Genomic DNA, 16,003 nt, shown 5'->3' on the forward strand with positions numbered 1-16,003 from the left:
ATCCGGGACGGTCGATCCGCGCAAGAACCCGGATTGCGCTGCGCTCCATCCGGGCTACGGCTCCGAGCTAGAACATCGTGTTGTTGTTCGCCGGAATTTCCGGGATCGGTTGAACGACGTCCCAGTGTTCGACGACTTTGCCGTTCTCCAGCTTGAAGATGTCGACGATCGCGTTGCCCCTGCTGCCGGGCTCGCGAACCGCGTGAACGTGCAGAATGACGTAATCCCCATCCACGAAGCTGCGCTTGATCTCGCTGTGCGAGTTCGGGAATTTTTCGCGAAGGAAACCGATGAACTTTCGGAATCCGTCCGGACCATCTGCCGCGTTGGGATTGTGCTGGACGTAGCGGTCGCCGACATGGGCGAGGGCTGCATCGGCGTCCTTTTGGTTGAGCCCCTTCTCGTAGAACGCAAGGACAGTCTTGCGATTGGCTTCTTCTTGCGCGCTACCCGCCATCGCGACGCCACTGGCGAGGGACAGCGTGAGGACTGAAGCAGCGACGACTGCGGCCGACCGGACGAAGAGATGCATGTGAACTCCGAGAGGCGGCAGCCTCGTTGGCGATTGAGGTTCTCGGCGAATGAAGGAGACCTGTATAGCCTTCGCGCCGGCTTCCGTTAAGAGAGTAACCGGCAGCTCACATGGTCACCGCGAGGAGACCTTCTGCGCCGGTCAATCTACGCCGCCTGCGCTGCTGCGCCATGCGCGTGCTTGGCGATGGCGCCGATGATCTCCGGCCAGAAGCGCATCGGCAGCGCGTGGCCCATGCCTTCGATCATCAACAGCTTGGCGCCCGGAATGGACTCTGCCGTGTCCTTGCCGCCCTCGGGGCGGACCAGCGGATCGACGGTGCCATGGATGACCAGCGTCGGCGTCTTGACGCCGTGCAGCCGCTCCTTGCGGCTGCCGGAGGCAAGCACCGCACGGAGCTGCCGACCGACGCCGGCCGGATTGAGCCCGCGCGCGAACACGCGCTCGGCACGACCGGGATCGAGCGCCTCTTCCTCCGGAAAGGACCCGGCCCGCAACACGTTCCAGGTCTGGCCGTAGCGGACGATGAACTCCTCCTTGCTGCGCGGCGGCGGCGCCATCAGCATCGCGGCGGCCTCACGTGTCGGCGGCGGCACGCGCGGATTGCCGGTCGTCGACATGATCGATGTCAGTGAGCGCACGCGCTCGGGAAACGACAACGTCACTTCTTGCGCAATCATGCCGCCCATGGACGCCCCGACCAGATGCGCCGACTTGATGTCGAGTGCGTCCATCAGTCCGACCGTGTCTTTCGCCATGTCGATCAGCTTGTAGGTTGCGGCCACGGGAATTCTGAGGAACCGCAGCTTCAACAGTTCGAGCGGCGTCAGACGCTTGCCGCCGGTGAGATGGCTCGACTTGCCGATGTCGCGATTGTCGAACCGGATGACGCGAAAGCCCTGCGCGGCCAGCTGCTCGCAGAACGCATCGTCCCAGTGGATCATCTGGGCGCCTAACCCCATGATCAGCAGCAACGGCTCGGCATTGTCGTTGCCGAAAATCTCGTAACAGATGTCGATGCCGTTGGCGTGGACGGTTTGCGGCGGATGATAGGCGTTCACGGCTGCGTTCCCTCGGCTTTTGATTAATGCTGTATCGCACGGTTTCCCCTCGCAATGAAGCCGCGTTCGCGACACCGGACCCGCTGCTTGCCGGTTGACCGGCACCGCGCAACGGTGTGGTATGGCGAAAAAAGGAAGGGCATCGAAGCTCTCGAGTTCAGGAGGACGCCGATGACCGACAAGAGCAACGACCCCATTGCCATGTGGCAGAAGATGGTTGGCGAGATGGAGAAGGGGTTCAACTCCTTCGCCAATCAGGCCATGTCGTCGCCCGAGTTTTCGCAGGCCGTGAACCGGGCCGGCGGCGTTGCTGCAGGTGCTCAGAAGCAACTCGGCGACCTCATGGAGAAATATCTAGTCTCCATGAATCTGCCGAGCCGGGACCAGGTCACCGGCCTTGCGGAACGGCTGCAGTCCATCGAGGGACAGATCGGTGAGATCAAGTCGATGCTGAGCCAGATGGCTGCAAGTTCCGGCATTTCTCAGGGCTCCGATACCGCATTGCGCCGGCCGCGCACCAAGCGCCCGCCATCTGAAGGCGGAGAGCAGACATGAATGCACCCGCCGGATTAGACTTCGCAGGGATCCCGGAGCGCATCCAGTCCGAGGTGCAGCGCGCGATCCAGCGCAGCATCAAGGGCGTCGAATATTTCTCGACGTCCGGTCCCACGCTCGGCTCGACGCCGAAGGACGTGCTGCATTCGCGCGGCACGATGAGCCTCTACCATTATCGGCCGATGTCCGACGAGATCTATCGAATTCCGATCTTGATCGTGATGGCGACCACCAATCGCGGTTACATTCTCGACCTCGTGCCCGGCCAGAGTTTCATCGAGTTCCTCTTGAAGCGCGGCTACGACGTCTACATGCTCGACTGGAGCGCGCCACGGCCGGAGGAGAAGAGCCTGCGCATGGAGGACTATGTCCTCGACTTCATCCCGGACTGCATCCGCCGCGTGCAGCAGGATTCCGGCGAACAGGACGTCTCCGTCATCGGCTATTGCTTCGGCGGCGTGCTGTCGCTGCTCTACGGCTCGATCCACAGGGACGGGCCGATGAAGAATTTGATCTGCTTCACCACGCCGGTCGACTTTCGCGAGATGAAGCTGTTCTCGAACTTCTCCGACCGTCGCTATTTCGACGTCGATCGCCTCGTCGACAGCGTCGGCAACGTGCCGCCCGAGATGATCCTGTCGTCGTTCGAGATGCTGCGCCCGGCCTCCCGCACCGTCAGCCAGATCCAGCTCTGGGAAAACATCTGGAACGACGAGTTCGTTAAATCCTACCGGATGTTCGACCGCTGGGCGACCGACACGCTGCCGCTGGCCGGCGAATATTTCCGCACCATCACCAAGGACCTGATGTGGGACAACAAGCTGTTCAACGACACAATGTCGGTCGGCGGCCGTGCTGCGAAGCTCGAGGACATCAAGGTGCCGTTCCTGCACGCGGTGGCGGAGCACGATCACATCGTGCCGTATGATGCGGCAAAGCACCTGATCACCAAGATTGGATCGCAGGACAAGGAGGAGGTGATGCTGAAGGGCGGTCACGTCTCGCTCGTTGCCGGGGCCAATGCGGTGAAGCGGCTATGGCCGAAACTGGATTCCTGGCTGGGGAAGAGATCGACATGAGTGAGCAGCGTTCCTATCCGCGTCATGTGAAGACGGACGCGGGCGATATCGAGATCCGCCAGATGTCGCCGGCGGACGAAGCCGCGGTGCTCGCCTTCGGCAAGGGCCTGCCGACCCACGACCTGTTATTCCTGCCGCGCAATATCAGTGAGCCGAAGGTGCTCTCCGCCTGGGTCAAGGAGATCGAGCGCGGCGCGATCACAAGCCTGCTCGCGGTCAGGGGCGGCACGGTCGTCGGCTGCGGCACGCTGGTGCGCGACCCGCACTCCTGGTCGCCCCATGTCGGCGAGATCCGGATGGTGGTCTCGCTCGACGTGCGCGGGAAGGGGGTGGGACGGACGCTATCTCAGGAGACCTTCGCACTCGCGCTCGGCGCCGGCCTCGAGAAGCTCTCGGTCCAGATGACGGTCGATCAGCAGGCAGCGATCACGCTGTTCGAGAGCCTCGGCTTCAAGGCCGAGGCACTGCTGCGCGACCATGTCCGCGACGTCGACGGCAAGACCCACGACATCGTCGTACTCGGGCACAACATCGCGCAGGTCCAGGCCCAGATGGAAGCCTATGGGCTGCCGGGCGCCGTCCAGCACTGAGAACCGCTGGGCGGGTGGTCGGGAACCCGGATGGTGAGGGAGGCGCCAGATTGCCTCTCATTAAGGCTATTCACGGTTTCGTGATATCGCACTGCAATATGAATATTGCATCGCACAATTAACTATGCCATATAAGTCGAGCCCCGGGCCAAAACCGGACGGGGTGAGCCCATAGCTCAACCAATGAGGATGGAGAGACCCCAATGACCACCGAAACCAACACCGCTTTCGAAGGCTTCAAGGACGCGTTCAAGAACATCCAGAACCTGGAAGTTCCCGAGGCCGCCCGCGAGTTCGTCAAGAAGTCCGCCAATACCGCCAAGGACCGTGCTGCCGAGGTGTTCGCTGGTTCCGAGCGCGTGACTGCCGCCGTCGAAAACGCGGTGACCGAGTCCGTCACCGAAGCCGGCAAGATCAGCCGCAACATCCAGCAGGCGATCTACGAGGACGCCGAGGCGTTCTTCGCGGGCATCGACAAGCTCGCGTCCGCCAAGTCGTTCAGCGAAGCTGTCGAGATCCAGTCCGGCCTGCTCCGCTCCCGCGGCGAAGCGTTCGTCTCGCGCGCCAAGGCGACCACCGACTATTTCGGCAAGCTCGCCGCTAACGGTGCGAAGTCCGCTCAGGACAACTTTGCCAAGGTCTACAACAAGACCGCCTGATACGCGCCCTGAGTAAAAACTGAATTTGAGGCCCGCTTCGGCGGGCCTTGTTTTTTGTCTCTTGCGTTCCCCGGATGCTGTGCAGCGCGCCGCGTTTGCGGCGTGGTGCACTGCTGATCCGGGGTCCATGCTGGGTCCCGGCTCTGCGGCGCATCGCTCCGCGCTGCACCGCGTCCGGGACACGCGGAGATAGACGCGCTAAGTATCTACCATGACTCCACCCGCCACCTTCTCCTTCGATTCCCCCGGCGACGCAGAACGCGCCGCCGAGCTTCGCCGCGTGAAAGCGCTGGCGACGCTGGTGCTGGGCTCTACGCTCGTCCTGTTCGTCGTCGCGAAATGGCTGCTGCCCGTACATCCGGTGTTCGGTTTCATCGCGGCATTCGCGGAAGCCGCGACCATCGGCGGGCTCGCCGACTGGTATGCGGTGGTGGCACTGTTCAAGCGTCCACTCGGCCTGCCAATCCCGCACACCGCGATCATCCAGAGCAATCAGGCCCGCATCGCCGACAAGCTCGGCGAGTTCATTCAGGTGCATTTCCTCGAGGCTGGTCCGGTCGAGGCCAAGCTGAACGAGATCGATTTCGGCTCCTTCGTCGCCGACTGGCTGCGCGACCGCAAGCGTAGTGACGACCTTGCGCGCTTTGCACTGCGCCTGCTGCCGGAGGCCGTCTCCGCGACGGAAAGCTCGGGCCTGATGACCTTCATCCTTCGCCGCATGTCATCGCAGCTCCAGGCGATCGACCTCGCGCCGCTCGCGGCCGGCACGCTGCGCGGCTTCGTGGCGGAGGGACGTCACCAGATCCTGTTCGACGATCTTCTGCGCGTCATGCACGAGACGCTGAACCAGACCGAGACGATGGCGATGATCCGCGAGAAGGTGCGTGCGGAATTGCCGACCTTGCTCAGGCTCTATCGGGCCGACAAATTTCTGGTGAACAAGATCGTGGCCTCCGCCACAGCTTTCTTCAATGAGGTGCGCAGCGATCCCAAACATCCGTTCCGCGGCGAGTTCGATCGCATGGTGCTGAGCTTCGTCGACCGGCTCGGCACCGACCAAGCCTATATCGACCGCATCGATGGCCTGAAGCGTGATCTGCTCGCGCGTCCCGAGCTTGCCGATCTCGCCCGCACCGTCTGGGCCAACACGCGGTCCTTCATCGAACGGAGTGCAAGCGGCGAGACGCAGGTGCTGCAGCATCATCTCGCCGGCATGTGTGTCGCCGCGGGCGAAGCGCTTGCCGGCGATGGCGAGCTGCGCGGCGAGATCAACAAGGGTGTGGTCGCGGTGCTGCGCAGCTTCGTCGCCGACCAGAAGAGCGGCGTCTCGACCTTCATCTCCGACCAGGTCAAGGCGTGGGACATGGCGCAGCTGATTTCGCTGATCGAAATCAACATCGGCCGCGACCTGCAATACATCCGCTTCAACGGCTCGCTGATCGGCGGGCTCGCGGGTCTTGCGCTTTACTCCGTAGAATTCCTGCTGCGATGGTTGTGACTTTTGCGTCACGGACGTCAGCATTAACGCGCGGGCCTATTGTGGCCGGGTGTGTCTCCCGCTTGAATGTCGGGAACTCGCTGCCTAGCTGATTCATGTTGCGTTGCGGAACGATCAAGAAGCCGGCGTGTTGGAATCCCATACCCATTTGCCGGCAAACAACCGGTGGCCTTTTCAGCAATTCTCCCAAGGGGACCATTGATGACCGCTACTGCCCAGACGCTGAGCCCGCCGTCTCGCACCCTGATGTTCCTGGAAGGGCGAGCGATCCACGAGTTCGGCGCATTCCTCGGCGCGCTGCCGCTGCTCAGCCTTGCGCCGCGCGGCGATGGGCATCCGGTGCTGGTTCTGCCGGGCCTCGTGGCCTCCGACGGGTCCACGCGTGCACTGCGCACCTTTCTGTCCGGCAAGGGCTATGCGGTGAGCGGCTGGCGCCAGGGCCGCAATTACGGCCTGCGCGAGGGCGTGCAGCACGCGATGGTGGATCTGGTTCAGGAGCTCAGCGACAGGCACGGCCGCAAGATCAGCCTGGTCGGCTGGAGCCTCGGCGGACTCTATGCGCGCCAGCTCGCCAAGATGATGCCCGACCGCGTACGCCAGGTGATCACGCTCGGCAGCCCCTTTGCCGGCGATCCGCATTCGACCAACGCCTGGCGCGTCTATGAATGGGCGAGCGGGCGGAAGTCCGACGAGGTCGATCCGCAGTTCGGCGGCGATCTCGCCGTTCCGCCGCCGGTGCCGACCACGGCGATCTTCAGCCGCACCGACGGCGTCTGCGCCTGGCAGGGCTGCATGGAGAAGACGGGCACGCAGACCGAGAGCATCGAGATCGAGAGCAGCCATTGCGGCATGGGCCATCATCCCGCCGCTGTCTTCGCGGTGGCTGATCGCCTTGCGCAGAAGGAAGGCAGCTGGCGGCCCTTCGACCGCAGCGGCTGGCGCAGCGTGGTCTATCCCGATCCGCATCGGTAGCCGGGCCTGCATGGTTCGAGACGCGCGGCTTTGCCGCGCTCCTCACCATGAGGATTGAGACCACGTGGCGCGGCGCGTAGGTAGTTAGACCTCATCCTGAGGAGGCGCGAAGCGCCGTCTCGAAGGATTGAGCCCGGCTCTTGCATTGTCGCACCGGTCCATTGTCGCGCCCGCACCAAACGCGCTATGCCTCGCGCATGGCGCATCCGTTGTCCCGCATCATCGAGCAGCTCAAGCGCGAGCCGTCGCGCACCGGCTCTATCGTCATCACCGTGTTCGGCGATGCCATCGTGCCGCGTGGCGGCTCGGTATGGCTCGGCACGCTCCTGGAATTCTTCGAGACCCTGGACATCGACAGCGGCGTGGTGCGTACCGCGATGTCGCGGCTTGCCGCCGATGGCTGGCTGACGCGCGAAAAGGTCGGCCGCAATAGTTTTTACCGCTTGGCCGACAAGGGCCGCCAGATCTTCGAGGCCGCGACACGCCACATCTACGATCCGCCGCCATCCGACTGGACCGGGCGCTTCGAGCTGCTGCTGATCGGCAATGGCGAGGATCGGGACGCCTCGCGCGAGGCGCTCCGCAATGCCGGCTTCGGCAGCCCGCTGCCGGGTGTGTGGGTCGCGCCGTCAGGCGTGCCAGTGCCGGACGAGGCCGCGGGCGCCATCCGTCTGGAAGTCTCGGCCGAGGATGACAGCGGCCGCCGGCTGCTCAGTGCCAGCTGGCCGCTGGATCGCACCGCGGACGCCTATCTCAAGTTCATGAAGACGTTCGAGCCGCTGCGCGCCGCGATCGCACGGGGCAGCGACTTGTCCGAGGCCGACGCCTTCACCGCGCGCATCCTCCTGATCCACCATTACCGCCGCGTCGTGCTGCGCGATCCCCTGCTGCCCGAGAGCCTGCTGCCGGCCGATTGGCCGGGCAGGGCTGCCCGCGAACTCTGCGGCGAGATCTATCGGGCGCTGCTCGTCCCATCCGAACAATGGCTTGATGGCCATGGAACCAATGAGAAGGGGCCATTGCCACCGGCACGAAAGCTTCTGGAACGAAGGTTCGCGGCCTGATCGATATGTTACAGAAATATCTTGCATGACTTAGTTTCTGTTATATATTGCTCCCAATAAGATTGGGAGGATGCGCATGTATACCCAGGCGCTGAATACGGCCGAGAGCGATGATCGCGGCCTCGAGGACGCGGGCAAGGCTGCGCAGTTCCAGGCCCGCATCGATGCCGAAGAGCGCATCGAGCCGAACGACTGGATGCCGGCGGCCTATCGCAAGACGCTCACCCGTCAGATTTCCCAGCACGCCCATTCCGAAATCGTCGGCATGCTGCCCGAAGGCAACTGGATCACGCGCGCGCCGTCGTTGCGCCGCAAGGCCGCGCTGCTCGCCAAGGTGCAGGACGAGTGCGGCCATGGCCTCTATCTCTATGCCGCCGCCGAGACGCTCGGCACGTCGCGCGAAGAGCTGGTCGACGCCATGCTCGCGGGCAAGGCAAAATATTCCTCGATATTCAACTATCCGACGCTGACCTGGGCCGACATCGGCACCATCGGCTGGCTGGTCGACGGCGCCGCGATCATGAACCAGATCCCGCTGTGCCGCTGCTCCTACGGTCCCTATGCCCGCGCGATGATCCGCGTCTGCAAGGAGGAGTCGTTCCACCAGCGCCAGGGCTACGAGATCATGCTGACGCTATGCCGTGGCTCGGACGAGCAGAAGGCGATGGCGCAGGATGCCTTGAACAGATGGTGGTGGCCGGTGCTGATGATGTTCGGGCCGCCCGATGCCACCAGCCAGCACAGCGACACTTCGACGAAGTGGAAGATCAAGCGTTTCTCCAATGACGAGCTGCGCCAGAAATTCGTCGACGCCACCGTCCCGCAGGCGCAATATCTCGGCCTCACCATTCCCGATCCCGGCATGATTCAGGATGCGGACGGGCACTGGCGTTACAGCGAGATCGACTGGACCGAGTTCAAGCAGGTGCTCGCCGGCAACGGCCCCTGCAACCGTGACCGGATGGCTGCGCGCCGTAAGGCGCATGACGAGGGCGCCTGGGTACGCGAGGCGGCAGCTAGCTATGCCGCAAAGCGCGCGCAGCGTCGAACTGCACAAGCGGCAGAGTAGGGAGATCGCGATGGCCACGCCGAACACGCCGCTGTGGGAAGTCTTCATTCGCAGCCGCAACGGGCTCGCGCACAAGCACGTGGGATCGCTGCATGCAAGCGACGCCACCATGGCCCTGCAGGCCGCCCGTGACATCTACACCCGCCGCGGCGAGGGCCTTTCGATCTGGGTCGTGCCGTCGGCTGCGATCACCGCAAGCGATCCCGCGGAGAAGGGGATGATGTTCGAGCCGGCGGAATCGAAGATCTACCGGCACCCGACGTTCTATGAAGTGCCTGAGGAAGTGGGGCACATGTAGCTCTTTCTCCTCATGGTGTGGAGCCGCGAAGCGGCGTCTCGAACCATGAGGGCCCGTGACCCGCGGCCCATCGTTCGAGACGGCGCTTCGCGCCTCCTCAGGATGAGGTCGGAACAAGTGGATAGGATAGATGCCCGTCGCGAACATCCAGATCTCTGAAACGCCGCTGGTGCTCTATGCATTGCGCCGCGCCGACGACGCGCTGATCCTCGGCCACCGGCTGTCGGAATGGTGCGGGCACGCACCGATGCTGGAAGAGGACATGGCGCTCTCCAACATCGCGCTCGACCTCATCGGCCAGGCCCGCGAGCTCTACACCTACGCAGCCAAAGCCGAAGGCAAGGACAACGACGAAGACAAGCTCGCCTACCTGCGCGATGTCAGGCAATATCGCAATCTGCTGCTCCTCGAGCAGCCGAACGGCGACTTTGCCCAGACGCTGGTGCGGCAATTCTTCTACTCCGCCTTCGCCGATCTCTACTGGCGTGCGATGATGGCTTCGCGCGACGCGGCGCTTGCGGCCATTGCCGCCAAGTCGGAGAAGGAGAGTGCCTATCATTTGCGGCATTCCTCGGAGTGGATCATCCGGCTCGGCGACGGCACCGACGAGAGCCACGCCCGCGCGCAGGCTGCCATCGATCATCTCTGGGCGTTCACCGGCGAGATGTTTGCCGTCGACGACGGCGAGCGCGCCTTGATCCATGCCGGTATCGCCGTAGACCCAGGGACCTTGCGCGGTCGCTGGCTGACGACACTCTCGGATGTGATCGGCGAAGCAACGCTCAAGCTGCCGCAGGCCAACTGGATGCAGCAGGGCGGCCGCGTGGGCCGGCACAGCGAGCATCTCGGCCATCTTCTCTCAGAGCTGCAATCGATACAGCGTACCTTCCCGGGGCAGACATGGTGACGGTGCTGGAGCCCCATAACGAACTGCGCCAACGGGCCTGGGATGCTGCGGCGAGCGTGGTCGATCCCGAAATTCCGGTTTTGACCATCGCCGATCTCGGCGTCCTCCGCGATGTCGTCCTCGACGGCGATCAGGTCGAGGTCGCGATCACGCCGACCTATTCGGGCTGCCCGGCCATGAACATGATCGCATTGGAAATCGAGGTCGCGCTGGAGCGCGCCGGTTTCCGCCATCCAAAGGTCCGCACCGTGCTGTCGCCGGCCTGGACCACCGACTGGATGAGCGAAGAGGGCCGCCAGAAGCTTCACGCCTACGGAATCGCGCCGCCGCAGGCTTCGAATTCAGGCCGCGCGCTGTTCGGCGAGCAGGCCGTTGCGTGCCCGCAATGCGGCTCGACGAATACCGAGCTGCTGTCCGAATTCGGCTCGACCTCCTGCAAGGCGCTCTGGCGCTGCAGGGCCTGCCGCGAACCCTTTGACTATTTCAAGTGTCATTGATCATGTCAGCAGCCGCACCGCGCTTCCATCGCCTGGCCGTCAACGACCTCCGCCGCGAGGCGTCGGACGCCGTATCGCTGACATTCGCCATCCCGACGGAGCTTGCGACCGACTACGCCTTCACCCCCGGCCAATACCTCACACTCCGCACCATGCTGGATGGCGAGGAAGTGCGCCGCTCCTATTCGATCTGCTCCGGGCCCGACGACGGCGAGATACGCATCGCCGTCAAGAAGGTCGATGGAGGCGCGTTTTCGAGCTGGGCGGCGGACGATTTGAAGTGTGGCGACGCGCTGGACGTGATGACGCCCACGGGACGCTTCGGCGTGATCCCGCCTGCCGGCGTCGGCCGCATCCATGTCGGCTTTGCCGCGGGCTCCGGCATCACGCCGATCCTGTCGATCGTGAAGGGCGTGCTCGCGCGCGAAGCCGACAGCCGCTTCTTCCTGTTCTACGGCAATCGCACGACCGACAACATCATGTTCCTCGAGACGCTCGAAGAGCTCAAGGATCGCTTCATCGATCGCCTCTCGATCTTCCACGTCATCTCGGGCGAGGAACAGGACATTCCGATCCTGCACGGCCGGCTCGACGGCGACAAGGTGAGGGTGCTGCTGCGCTCGCTGGTACCGGCGGAAAGCGTCGATCACGTCTTCATCTGCGGTCCGTCCGGCATGAGCGAGGACATCGAGGCGACCTGCCGAGGGCTCGGCATTGCGGACGAGCGTATCCATGTCGAGCGCTTCGTCTCGGAGTTCGGCGGCAAGCCGCGGCCGAAGAAGATCGTTGCGCCGGACGCGCCGCCGAAAGCGATCGCGTCGCTGATCATCGACGGCAAGCGTCGCGACGTGCCGGTGGCCGAGGACGAGGCGATCCTCGATGCCGCGCTACGCGCCGGCGTCGATCTGCCCTTCGCCTGCAAGGGCGGCATGTGCTCGACCTGCCGTGCCAAACTAGTGGAGGGTGAGGCGCCGATGGACATCAACTACTCGCTGGAACCCTGGGAGCTGAAGGCCGGCTTTGTCCTGACCTGTCAGGCCAAGCCATCGTCGGAGCGGGTTGTGGTCGATTACGACCACGTTTGACAGTTTCAGCCGGGCAGCAGAACATCGTCTCCAAACAACCGGACGGGAGGAGCGCGTGAACGTCAAAGCCACCTTGTCGCCCGAGGATGTTGCCCGCGCCTGCGCCGATGCGATGTGGGCGGAGGACGACGCCTCCAAGGGACTCGGCATGGAGATCGTCGAGATCGGCCCGGGCTATGCGACGCTCGCTATGACTGTACGGCCGGACATGGTCAACGGCCAGCGCATCGCCCATGGCGGCTTCATCTTCACGCTTGCCGATTCCGCGTTCGCTTTCGCGTGCAACTCGCACAACGACCGCGTCGTGGCGGCGCAGGGACAGATCACCTTCATCAAGCCGGGCAAGCTCGGCGATCGCCTCGTCGCAAGAGCGCGCGAAGTTGCGCGCGGCGGCCGGTCCGGCATCTATGACGTGCGCGTCACTGCCGGCGATACAGTCATCGCCGAATTCCGCGGGCACTCGCGGGTCATTCCCGGCAATTGGCTGCCGGCGCACAATCAATAAAGAAAAGCAATGATACGGGGAAATGAGGATGGCTCTGTCGAGGCTCAAGGAAGGTGGTAACACCTATCGCGCCGAAATGGATGCGCATGAGCGCGCATCGCGCGACGAGATCATGGCACTGCAGGCGCAGCGGCTGGCCTGGTCGCTGAAGCACGCCTACGACAACGTCCCGCATTATCGCAAGGCCTTCGACGCGGCCGGCGTGCATCCGTCCGACTTTCGCGAGCTCTCCGATCTTGCGAAATTCCCGTTCACGGTGAAGACGGATCTGCGCGACAACTATCCCTTCAACATGTTTGCCGTGCCCCGTGAAAAGCTGGTGCGCGTGCATGCGTCCTCCGGCACGACGGGCAAGCCGATCGTGGTAGGCTATACGCAACGCGACATCGACACATGGTCGGACGTGATGGCGCGCTCGATCCGGGCCGCCGGCGGTCGCACCGGCATGATCATCCACAATGCCTATGGCTACGGTCTCTTCACCGGCGGGTTAGGGGTGCACTATGGCGCCGAAAAGCTCGGCTGCACCGTGGTGCCGATCTCCGGCGGCATGACCGAGCGGCAGGTGCAGCTCATCAACGATTTCCGGCCCGACATCATCACGGTGACGCCGAGCTACATGCTGGCGATCCTCGACGAGTTCAAGCGTCAGAAGCTCGATCCGCGTCAATGCTCGCTCAAGGTCGGCATTTTTGGCGCGGAGCCCTGGACCAATGCGATGCGCGGCGAGATCGAAGACGCCTTCGACATGGACGCGACCGACATCTACGGTCTTTCCGAGGTGATCGGGCCCGGCGTTGCGCAGGAATGTATCGAGACCAAGGACGGCCTGCATATCTGGGAGGATCACTTCTATCCTGAAGTGATCGACCCTGATACCGGTGTGGTGCTGCCCGACGGCGAGAAGGGCGAACTGGTGTTTACTTCGCTCACCAAGGAAGCCTTTCCGGTGATCCGCTATCGCACCCGAGACCTGACGCGACTGTTGCCGGGCACGGCGCGGCCGGGCATGCGGCGGATGGAGAAGGTCACGGGTCGTTCCGACGACATGATCATCCTGCGCGGCGTCAATCTGTTCCCGACCCAGATCGAGGAGGTTCTGCTCGCCACCGACTGGTGCGGCGGGCATTTCATTCTGGAACTCACCCGCGAAGGCCGCATGGACGAACTGACCATCATTGCCGAGGCGCGGCCCGAGAGCTGGGATGGCCGGGGTCTCCTCGACCATGCCGATCGGATCTCAACCCATGTCAAGAACACGATCGGCATCAGCTCCAACGTGCGGGTCGTTGCGCCGGCCACGCTGGAACGCTCGCTCGGCAAGGCCAAGCGTCTCTACGACAAGCGGCCGAAGGATTAGGTCTCACCCCTCATGGTGAGGAGGCGCGCAGCGCCGTCTCGAACCATGCCGGCCAGGATGCTGCAACGCGGGCCTTCATCCTTCGAGGCGGCGCTGGCGCGGCTCCTCAGAATGAGGCGAGGCCGGTTGACTTGGCTCTCTCCAGAGGCGACAAGGCCCGCGAGAAATCACGGGTCCATCGATGTCACCAGCCGATCGCAAAGCCGTCGACGCGCGCTGCGTGCGCCTCAACGCCAAGGCAGAGAACGCCGCCGCGCTTGCACCTGCCATCGAGCGTCATACCCTCACGCGTGGTCCGAATGAACTCCTGATCGAGGTGAAGGCCGCTGCCGTCAATCCCTCCGACGCCAAGGCCGCGACCGGGCTGATGCCCTATGCCGTCTTCCCGCGCACGCCGGGTCGCGATTACGCCGGCGTGGTGATCGACGGGCCGGCCGGTACGATCGGCCGTGAGGTGTTCGGCTCCTCCGGCGATCTCGGCATCCGCCGCGACGGCACTCACGCCAGCCATCTCGTCGTTGAATCCGACGCGGTGGTGGAGAAGCCGAAAACCGTATCCTGGGAGGAGGCCGCCGGCATCGGTGTGCCCTTTGTCACCGCCATGGAGGGTTTTCGCCGCGCCGGCATTCCAAAGCTTGGGGAAACGGTGCTGGTGTTCGGCGTCAATGGCAAGGTCGGTCAAGCTGCGGTGCAGATCGCGACCTGGCAGGGCGCGCGTGTCATCGGCGTGGTGCGCAAGGCGGAAGCTTATGAGGGCCACACCAACGCATCCATCGAGGTGATCGACGCTTCCGCGACCGACGTCGCCACACGCGTGCGCGAGTTGACCGATGGTAGAGGCGCCGACATCGTCTTCAACACGGTCGGCGATCCCTATTTCGAGGCGGCGCACAAGTCGCTCGCGCTTCGCGGCCGCCAGATCCTGATCGCCGCGATCGATCGCATCGTGCAGTTCAACATCCTCGAATTCTATCGCGGGCAACATACCTATGTCGGCATCGACACGCTCGGCCTGTCGTCGATCGCGACAGGCGCTGTGCTGCGTGACCTCGGCCCGGGCTTCGCGAGCGGGTACCTGAAACCGTTTCCCATCAAGGCGAACGCCGTCTATTCGCTCGAACGCGCGAAGGAGGCCTATGTCGCCGTTGCCGGCTCGTCCCGGGACCGCGTGATCCTGAAGCCTTGATCATGGAATCGTCCACCCAACTCGTCATCCTCGCGGGCCTCGTCATCGGCCTGGTTTACGGCGCCACCGGCCTGCTCAGTGGCTTTTGCCTGATGAGCAGCATGCGCGGTTGGCTATCGAACGGGGATGGACGGTTGGTACGAACCTATGCGCTGGCGATCGCGGTCGCGACCGCAGCGAGCCAACTCCTCGCCGGCAACGGCATGGTCGATCTCGGTAAATCGATCTACCTGCAACAGTCCTTTTCGGTGCCGGTGCTGTTTCTGGGTGGACTTCTGTTCGGATACGGCATGGTGCTGTCGAACGGCTGCGGTTCGCGCGCGCTGGTGCTGCTCGGTCGCGGCAATCTGCGCTCCTTCGTCGTGGTGGTCGTGCTCGCCATCGCCGCGCAGATGACGCTCAAGGGCCTGATTGCGCCGGCGCGCATCGCGCTGGTCCAGGCCTCGCAAACCACGGTCAACATGAATTCGTTGCCGTCGCTGTTGGCCATGTTCGGTCCGGCTGAAGCGGTTTCGCGCGCGATGGCTGCTGCTGTCATCGTCGTCTTGCTGATCCTGTTTGCTTTCGCGCACCCAGCGTTCCGGCGTTCGCCCGGCCAGATTGCGGCCGGTGTCATCGTCGGTCTCCTCGTCGCGGGCGGCTGGTTCGTCACCGGCTATCTCGGCGCGGATGACTTCAACCCCGTCCCAGTGACCTCGCTCACCTTCATCGCGCCGATCGCGGACAGCCTGCAGTATGCCATGCTCTCGACCGGCTTGACGCCGAACTTCGGCATCGCGACGGTTGCCGGCGTCTTCGCCGGCAGTCTGGGCACCGCGCTTGCGACGGGCCGTTTCCATCTCGAAGGCTATTCCTCGCCAAGCCACATGCTGCGATCGGCCGGTGGCGCCGCGCTGATGGGCATCGGCGGCGTGATGGCCTTCGGCTGTTCGATCGGGCAGGGGCTAACCGGCGTGTCGACGCTCGCGCTGGGCTCGTTCGTCGCCGTCGCCGGCATCCTGCTCGGCACGACGGCGGGCTTGCGCGGGATGCTGCGCGTAGTCCCGTTCAAGCCGGTAACCGACACAACGTCAAGCACCGCCTAGA

The 16,003-nt window shown here is 63.9% G+C and carries 18 protein-coding genes; 16 read left to right on the forward strand and 2 right to left on the reverse strand.

Going from position 1 to position 16,003, the window contains the following annotated elements:
* Window positions 1–67: 67 nt before the first annotated feature.
* Together BRA471DRAFT_RS13120 and BRA471DRAFT_RS13125 are read right to left on the reverse strand one after the other, a co-directional pair.
* Window positions 68–532 carry a nuclear transport factor 2 family protein gene (locus BRA471DRAFT_RS13120; RefSeq protein WP_007607893.1) on the reverse strand — a complete coding sequence of 155 codons (465 nt, stop codon included), beginning with the start codon at window positions 530–532 and terminating at the stop codon, window positions 68–70.
* 146 nt (window positions 533–678) lie between these two features.
* Complete coding sequence (locus BRA471DRAFT_RS13125; RefSeq protein ID WP_007607895.1) at window positions 679–1,593, reverse strand: alpha/beta fold hydrolase; 915 nt, start codon at window positions 1,591–1,593, stop codon at window positions 679–681.
* 171 nt (window positions 1,594–1,764) lie between these two features.
* Between BRA471DRAFT_RS13125 and BRA471DRAFT_RS13130 the strand changes: the two genes are divergently transcribed.
* The 16 genes from BRA471DRAFT_RS13130 (at window position 1,765) to BRA471DRAFT_RS13205 (ending at window position 16,002) form a co-directional block, all read left to right on the forward strand.
* Window positions 1,765–2,148 carry a hypothetical protein gene (locus tag BRA471DRAFT_RS13130; protein WP_007607901.1) on the forward strand — a complete coding sequence of 128 codons (384 nt, stop codon included), beginning with the start codon at window positions 1,765–1,767 and terminating at the stop codon, window positions 2,146–2,148.
* Window positions 2,145–3,227, forward strand: coding sequence for an alpha/beta hydrolase (locus tag BRA471DRAFT_RS13135; protein WP_007607902.1), 1,083 nt, complete (start codon window positions 2,145–2,147; stop codon window positions 3,225–3,227). Before BRA471DRAFT_RS13130 ends, BRA471DRAFT_RS13135 begins: the two co-directional genes overlap by 4 nt.
* Window positions 3,224–3,817, forward strand: coding sequence for a GNAT family N-acetyltransferase (locus tag BRA471DRAFT_RS13140; RefSeq protein ID WP_007607903.1), 594 nt, complete (start codon window positions 3,224–3,226; stop codon window positions 3,815–3,817). The genes BRA471DRAFT_RS13135 and BRA471DRAFT_RS13140 overlap by 4 nt, the downstream gene beginning before the upstream one ends.
* A 203-nt stretch (window positions 3,818–4,020) precedes the next feature.
* Window positions 4,021–4,476 carry a phasin gene (locus BRA471DRAFT_RS13145; protein ID WP_007607904.1) on the forward strand — a complete coding sequence of 152 codons (456 nt, stop codon included), beginning with the start codon at window positions 4,021–4,023 and terminating at the stop codon, window positions 4,474–4,476.
* 211 nt (window positions 4,477–4,687) lie between these two features.
* Window positions 4,688–5,974 (forward strand): DUF445 domain-containing protein, encoded by a 1,287-nt coding sequence (locus tag BRA471DRAFT_RS13150; protein WP_007607905.1) that lies wholly within the window; start codon window positions 4,688–4,690, stop codon window positions 5,972–5,974.
* A 201-nt stretch (window positions 5,975–6,175) separates the two neighbouring features.
* Window positions 6,176–6,946: a triacylglycerol lipase gene (locus BRA471DRAFT_RS13155; protein WP_007607906.1), complete on the forward strand. Its 771-nt coding sequence runs from the start codon at window positions 6,176–6,178 to the stop codon at window positions 6,944–6,946.
* Between the two features lie 197 nt (window positions 6,947–7,143).
* On the forward strand, window positions 7,144–8,010 hold the full coding sequence (gene paaX, locus BRA471DRAFT_RS13160; RefSeq protein ID WP_007607908.1) for a phenylacetic acid degradation operon negative regulatory protein PaaX: 867 nt from the start codon (window positions 7,144–7,146) through the stop codon (window positions 8,008–8,010).
* Window positions 8,011–8,086: 76 nt separating this feature from the next.
* Window positions 8,087–9,079 carry a 1,2-phenylacetyl-CoA epoxidase subunit PaaA gene (paaA, locus tag BRA471DRAFT_RS13165; RefSeq protein WP_007607910.1) on the forward strand — a complete coding sequence of 331 codons (993 nt, stop codon included), beginning with the start codon at window positions 8,087–8,089 and terminating at the stop codon, window positions 9,077–9,079.
* Window positions 9,080–9,089: 10 nt separating this feature from the next.
* Entirely contained in the window at window positions 9,090–9,377 is a 288-nt protein-coding gene (gene paaB, locus BRA471DRAFT_RS13170) for a 1,2-phenylacetyl-CoA epoxidase subunit PaaB (protein WP_007607912.1), read from the forward strand.
* 130 nt (window positions 9,378–9,507) lie between these two features.
* A complete protein-coding gene (gene paaC / locus BRA471DRAFT_RS13175) occupies window positions 9,508–10,284 on the forward strand; it encodes a 1,2-phenylacetyl-CoA epoxidase subunit PaaC (protein WP_007607914.1) in 777 nt (258 codons plus the stop codon).
* Window positions 10,278–10,781, forward strand: coding sequence for a 1,2-phenylacetyl-CoA epoxidase subunit PaaD (gene paaD, locus BRA471DRAFT_RS13180; protein WP_007607915.1), 504 nt, complete (start codon window positions 10,278–10,280; stop codon window positions 10,779–10,781). Before paaC ends, paaD begins: the two co-directional genes overlap by 7 nt.
* A 2-nt stretch (window positions 10,782–10,783) precedes the next feature.
* Entirely contained in the window at window positions 10,784–11,866 is a 1,083-nt protein-coding gene (gene paaE / locus BRA471DRAFT_RS13185; RefSeq protein WP_007607917.1) for a 1,2-phenylacetyl-CoA epoxidase subunit PaaE, read from the forward strand.
* 55 nt (window positions 11,867–11,921) lie between these two features.
* Window positions 11,922–12,371, forward strand: coding sequence for a hydroxyphenylacetyl-CoA thioesterase PaaI (gene paaI, locus BRA471DRAFT_RS13190; RefSeq protein WP_007607918.1), 450 nt, complete (start codon window positions 11,922–11,924; stop codon window positions 12,369–12,371).
* A gap of 28 nt (window positions 12,372–12,399) precedes the next feature.
* Entirely contained in the window at window positions 12,400–13,731 is a 1,332-nt protein-coding gene (paaK, locus tag BRA471DRAFT_RS13195) for a phenylacetate--CoA ligase PaaK (protein ID WP_007607919.1), read from the forward strand.
* Between the two features lie 181 nt (window positions 13,732–13,912).
* The gene (locus BRA471DRAFT_RS13200) at window positions 13,913–14,917 is read left to right on the forward strand and encodes a zinc-binding alcohol dehydrogenase family protein (RefSeq protein ID WP_007607920.1); all 1,005 of its coding nucleotides are present in this window, start codon (window positions 13,913–13,915) and stop codon (window positions 14,915–14,917) included.
* A 2-nt stretch (window positions 14,918–14,919) separates the two neighbouring features.
* A complete protein-coding gene (locus BRA471DRAFT_RS13205) occupies window positions 14,920–16,002 on the forward strand; it encodes a YeeE/YedE family protein (protein WP_007607921.1) in 1,083 nt (360 codons plus the stop codon).
* Window position 16,003 lies beyond the last annotated feature (1 nt).

It is taken from the genome of Bradyrhizobium sp. WSM471, assembly GCF_000244915.1.
In the GTDB taxonomy this organism is placed as follows: Bacteria; Pseudomonadota; Alphaproteobacteria; order Rhizobiales; family Xanthobacteraceae; genus Bradyrhizobium.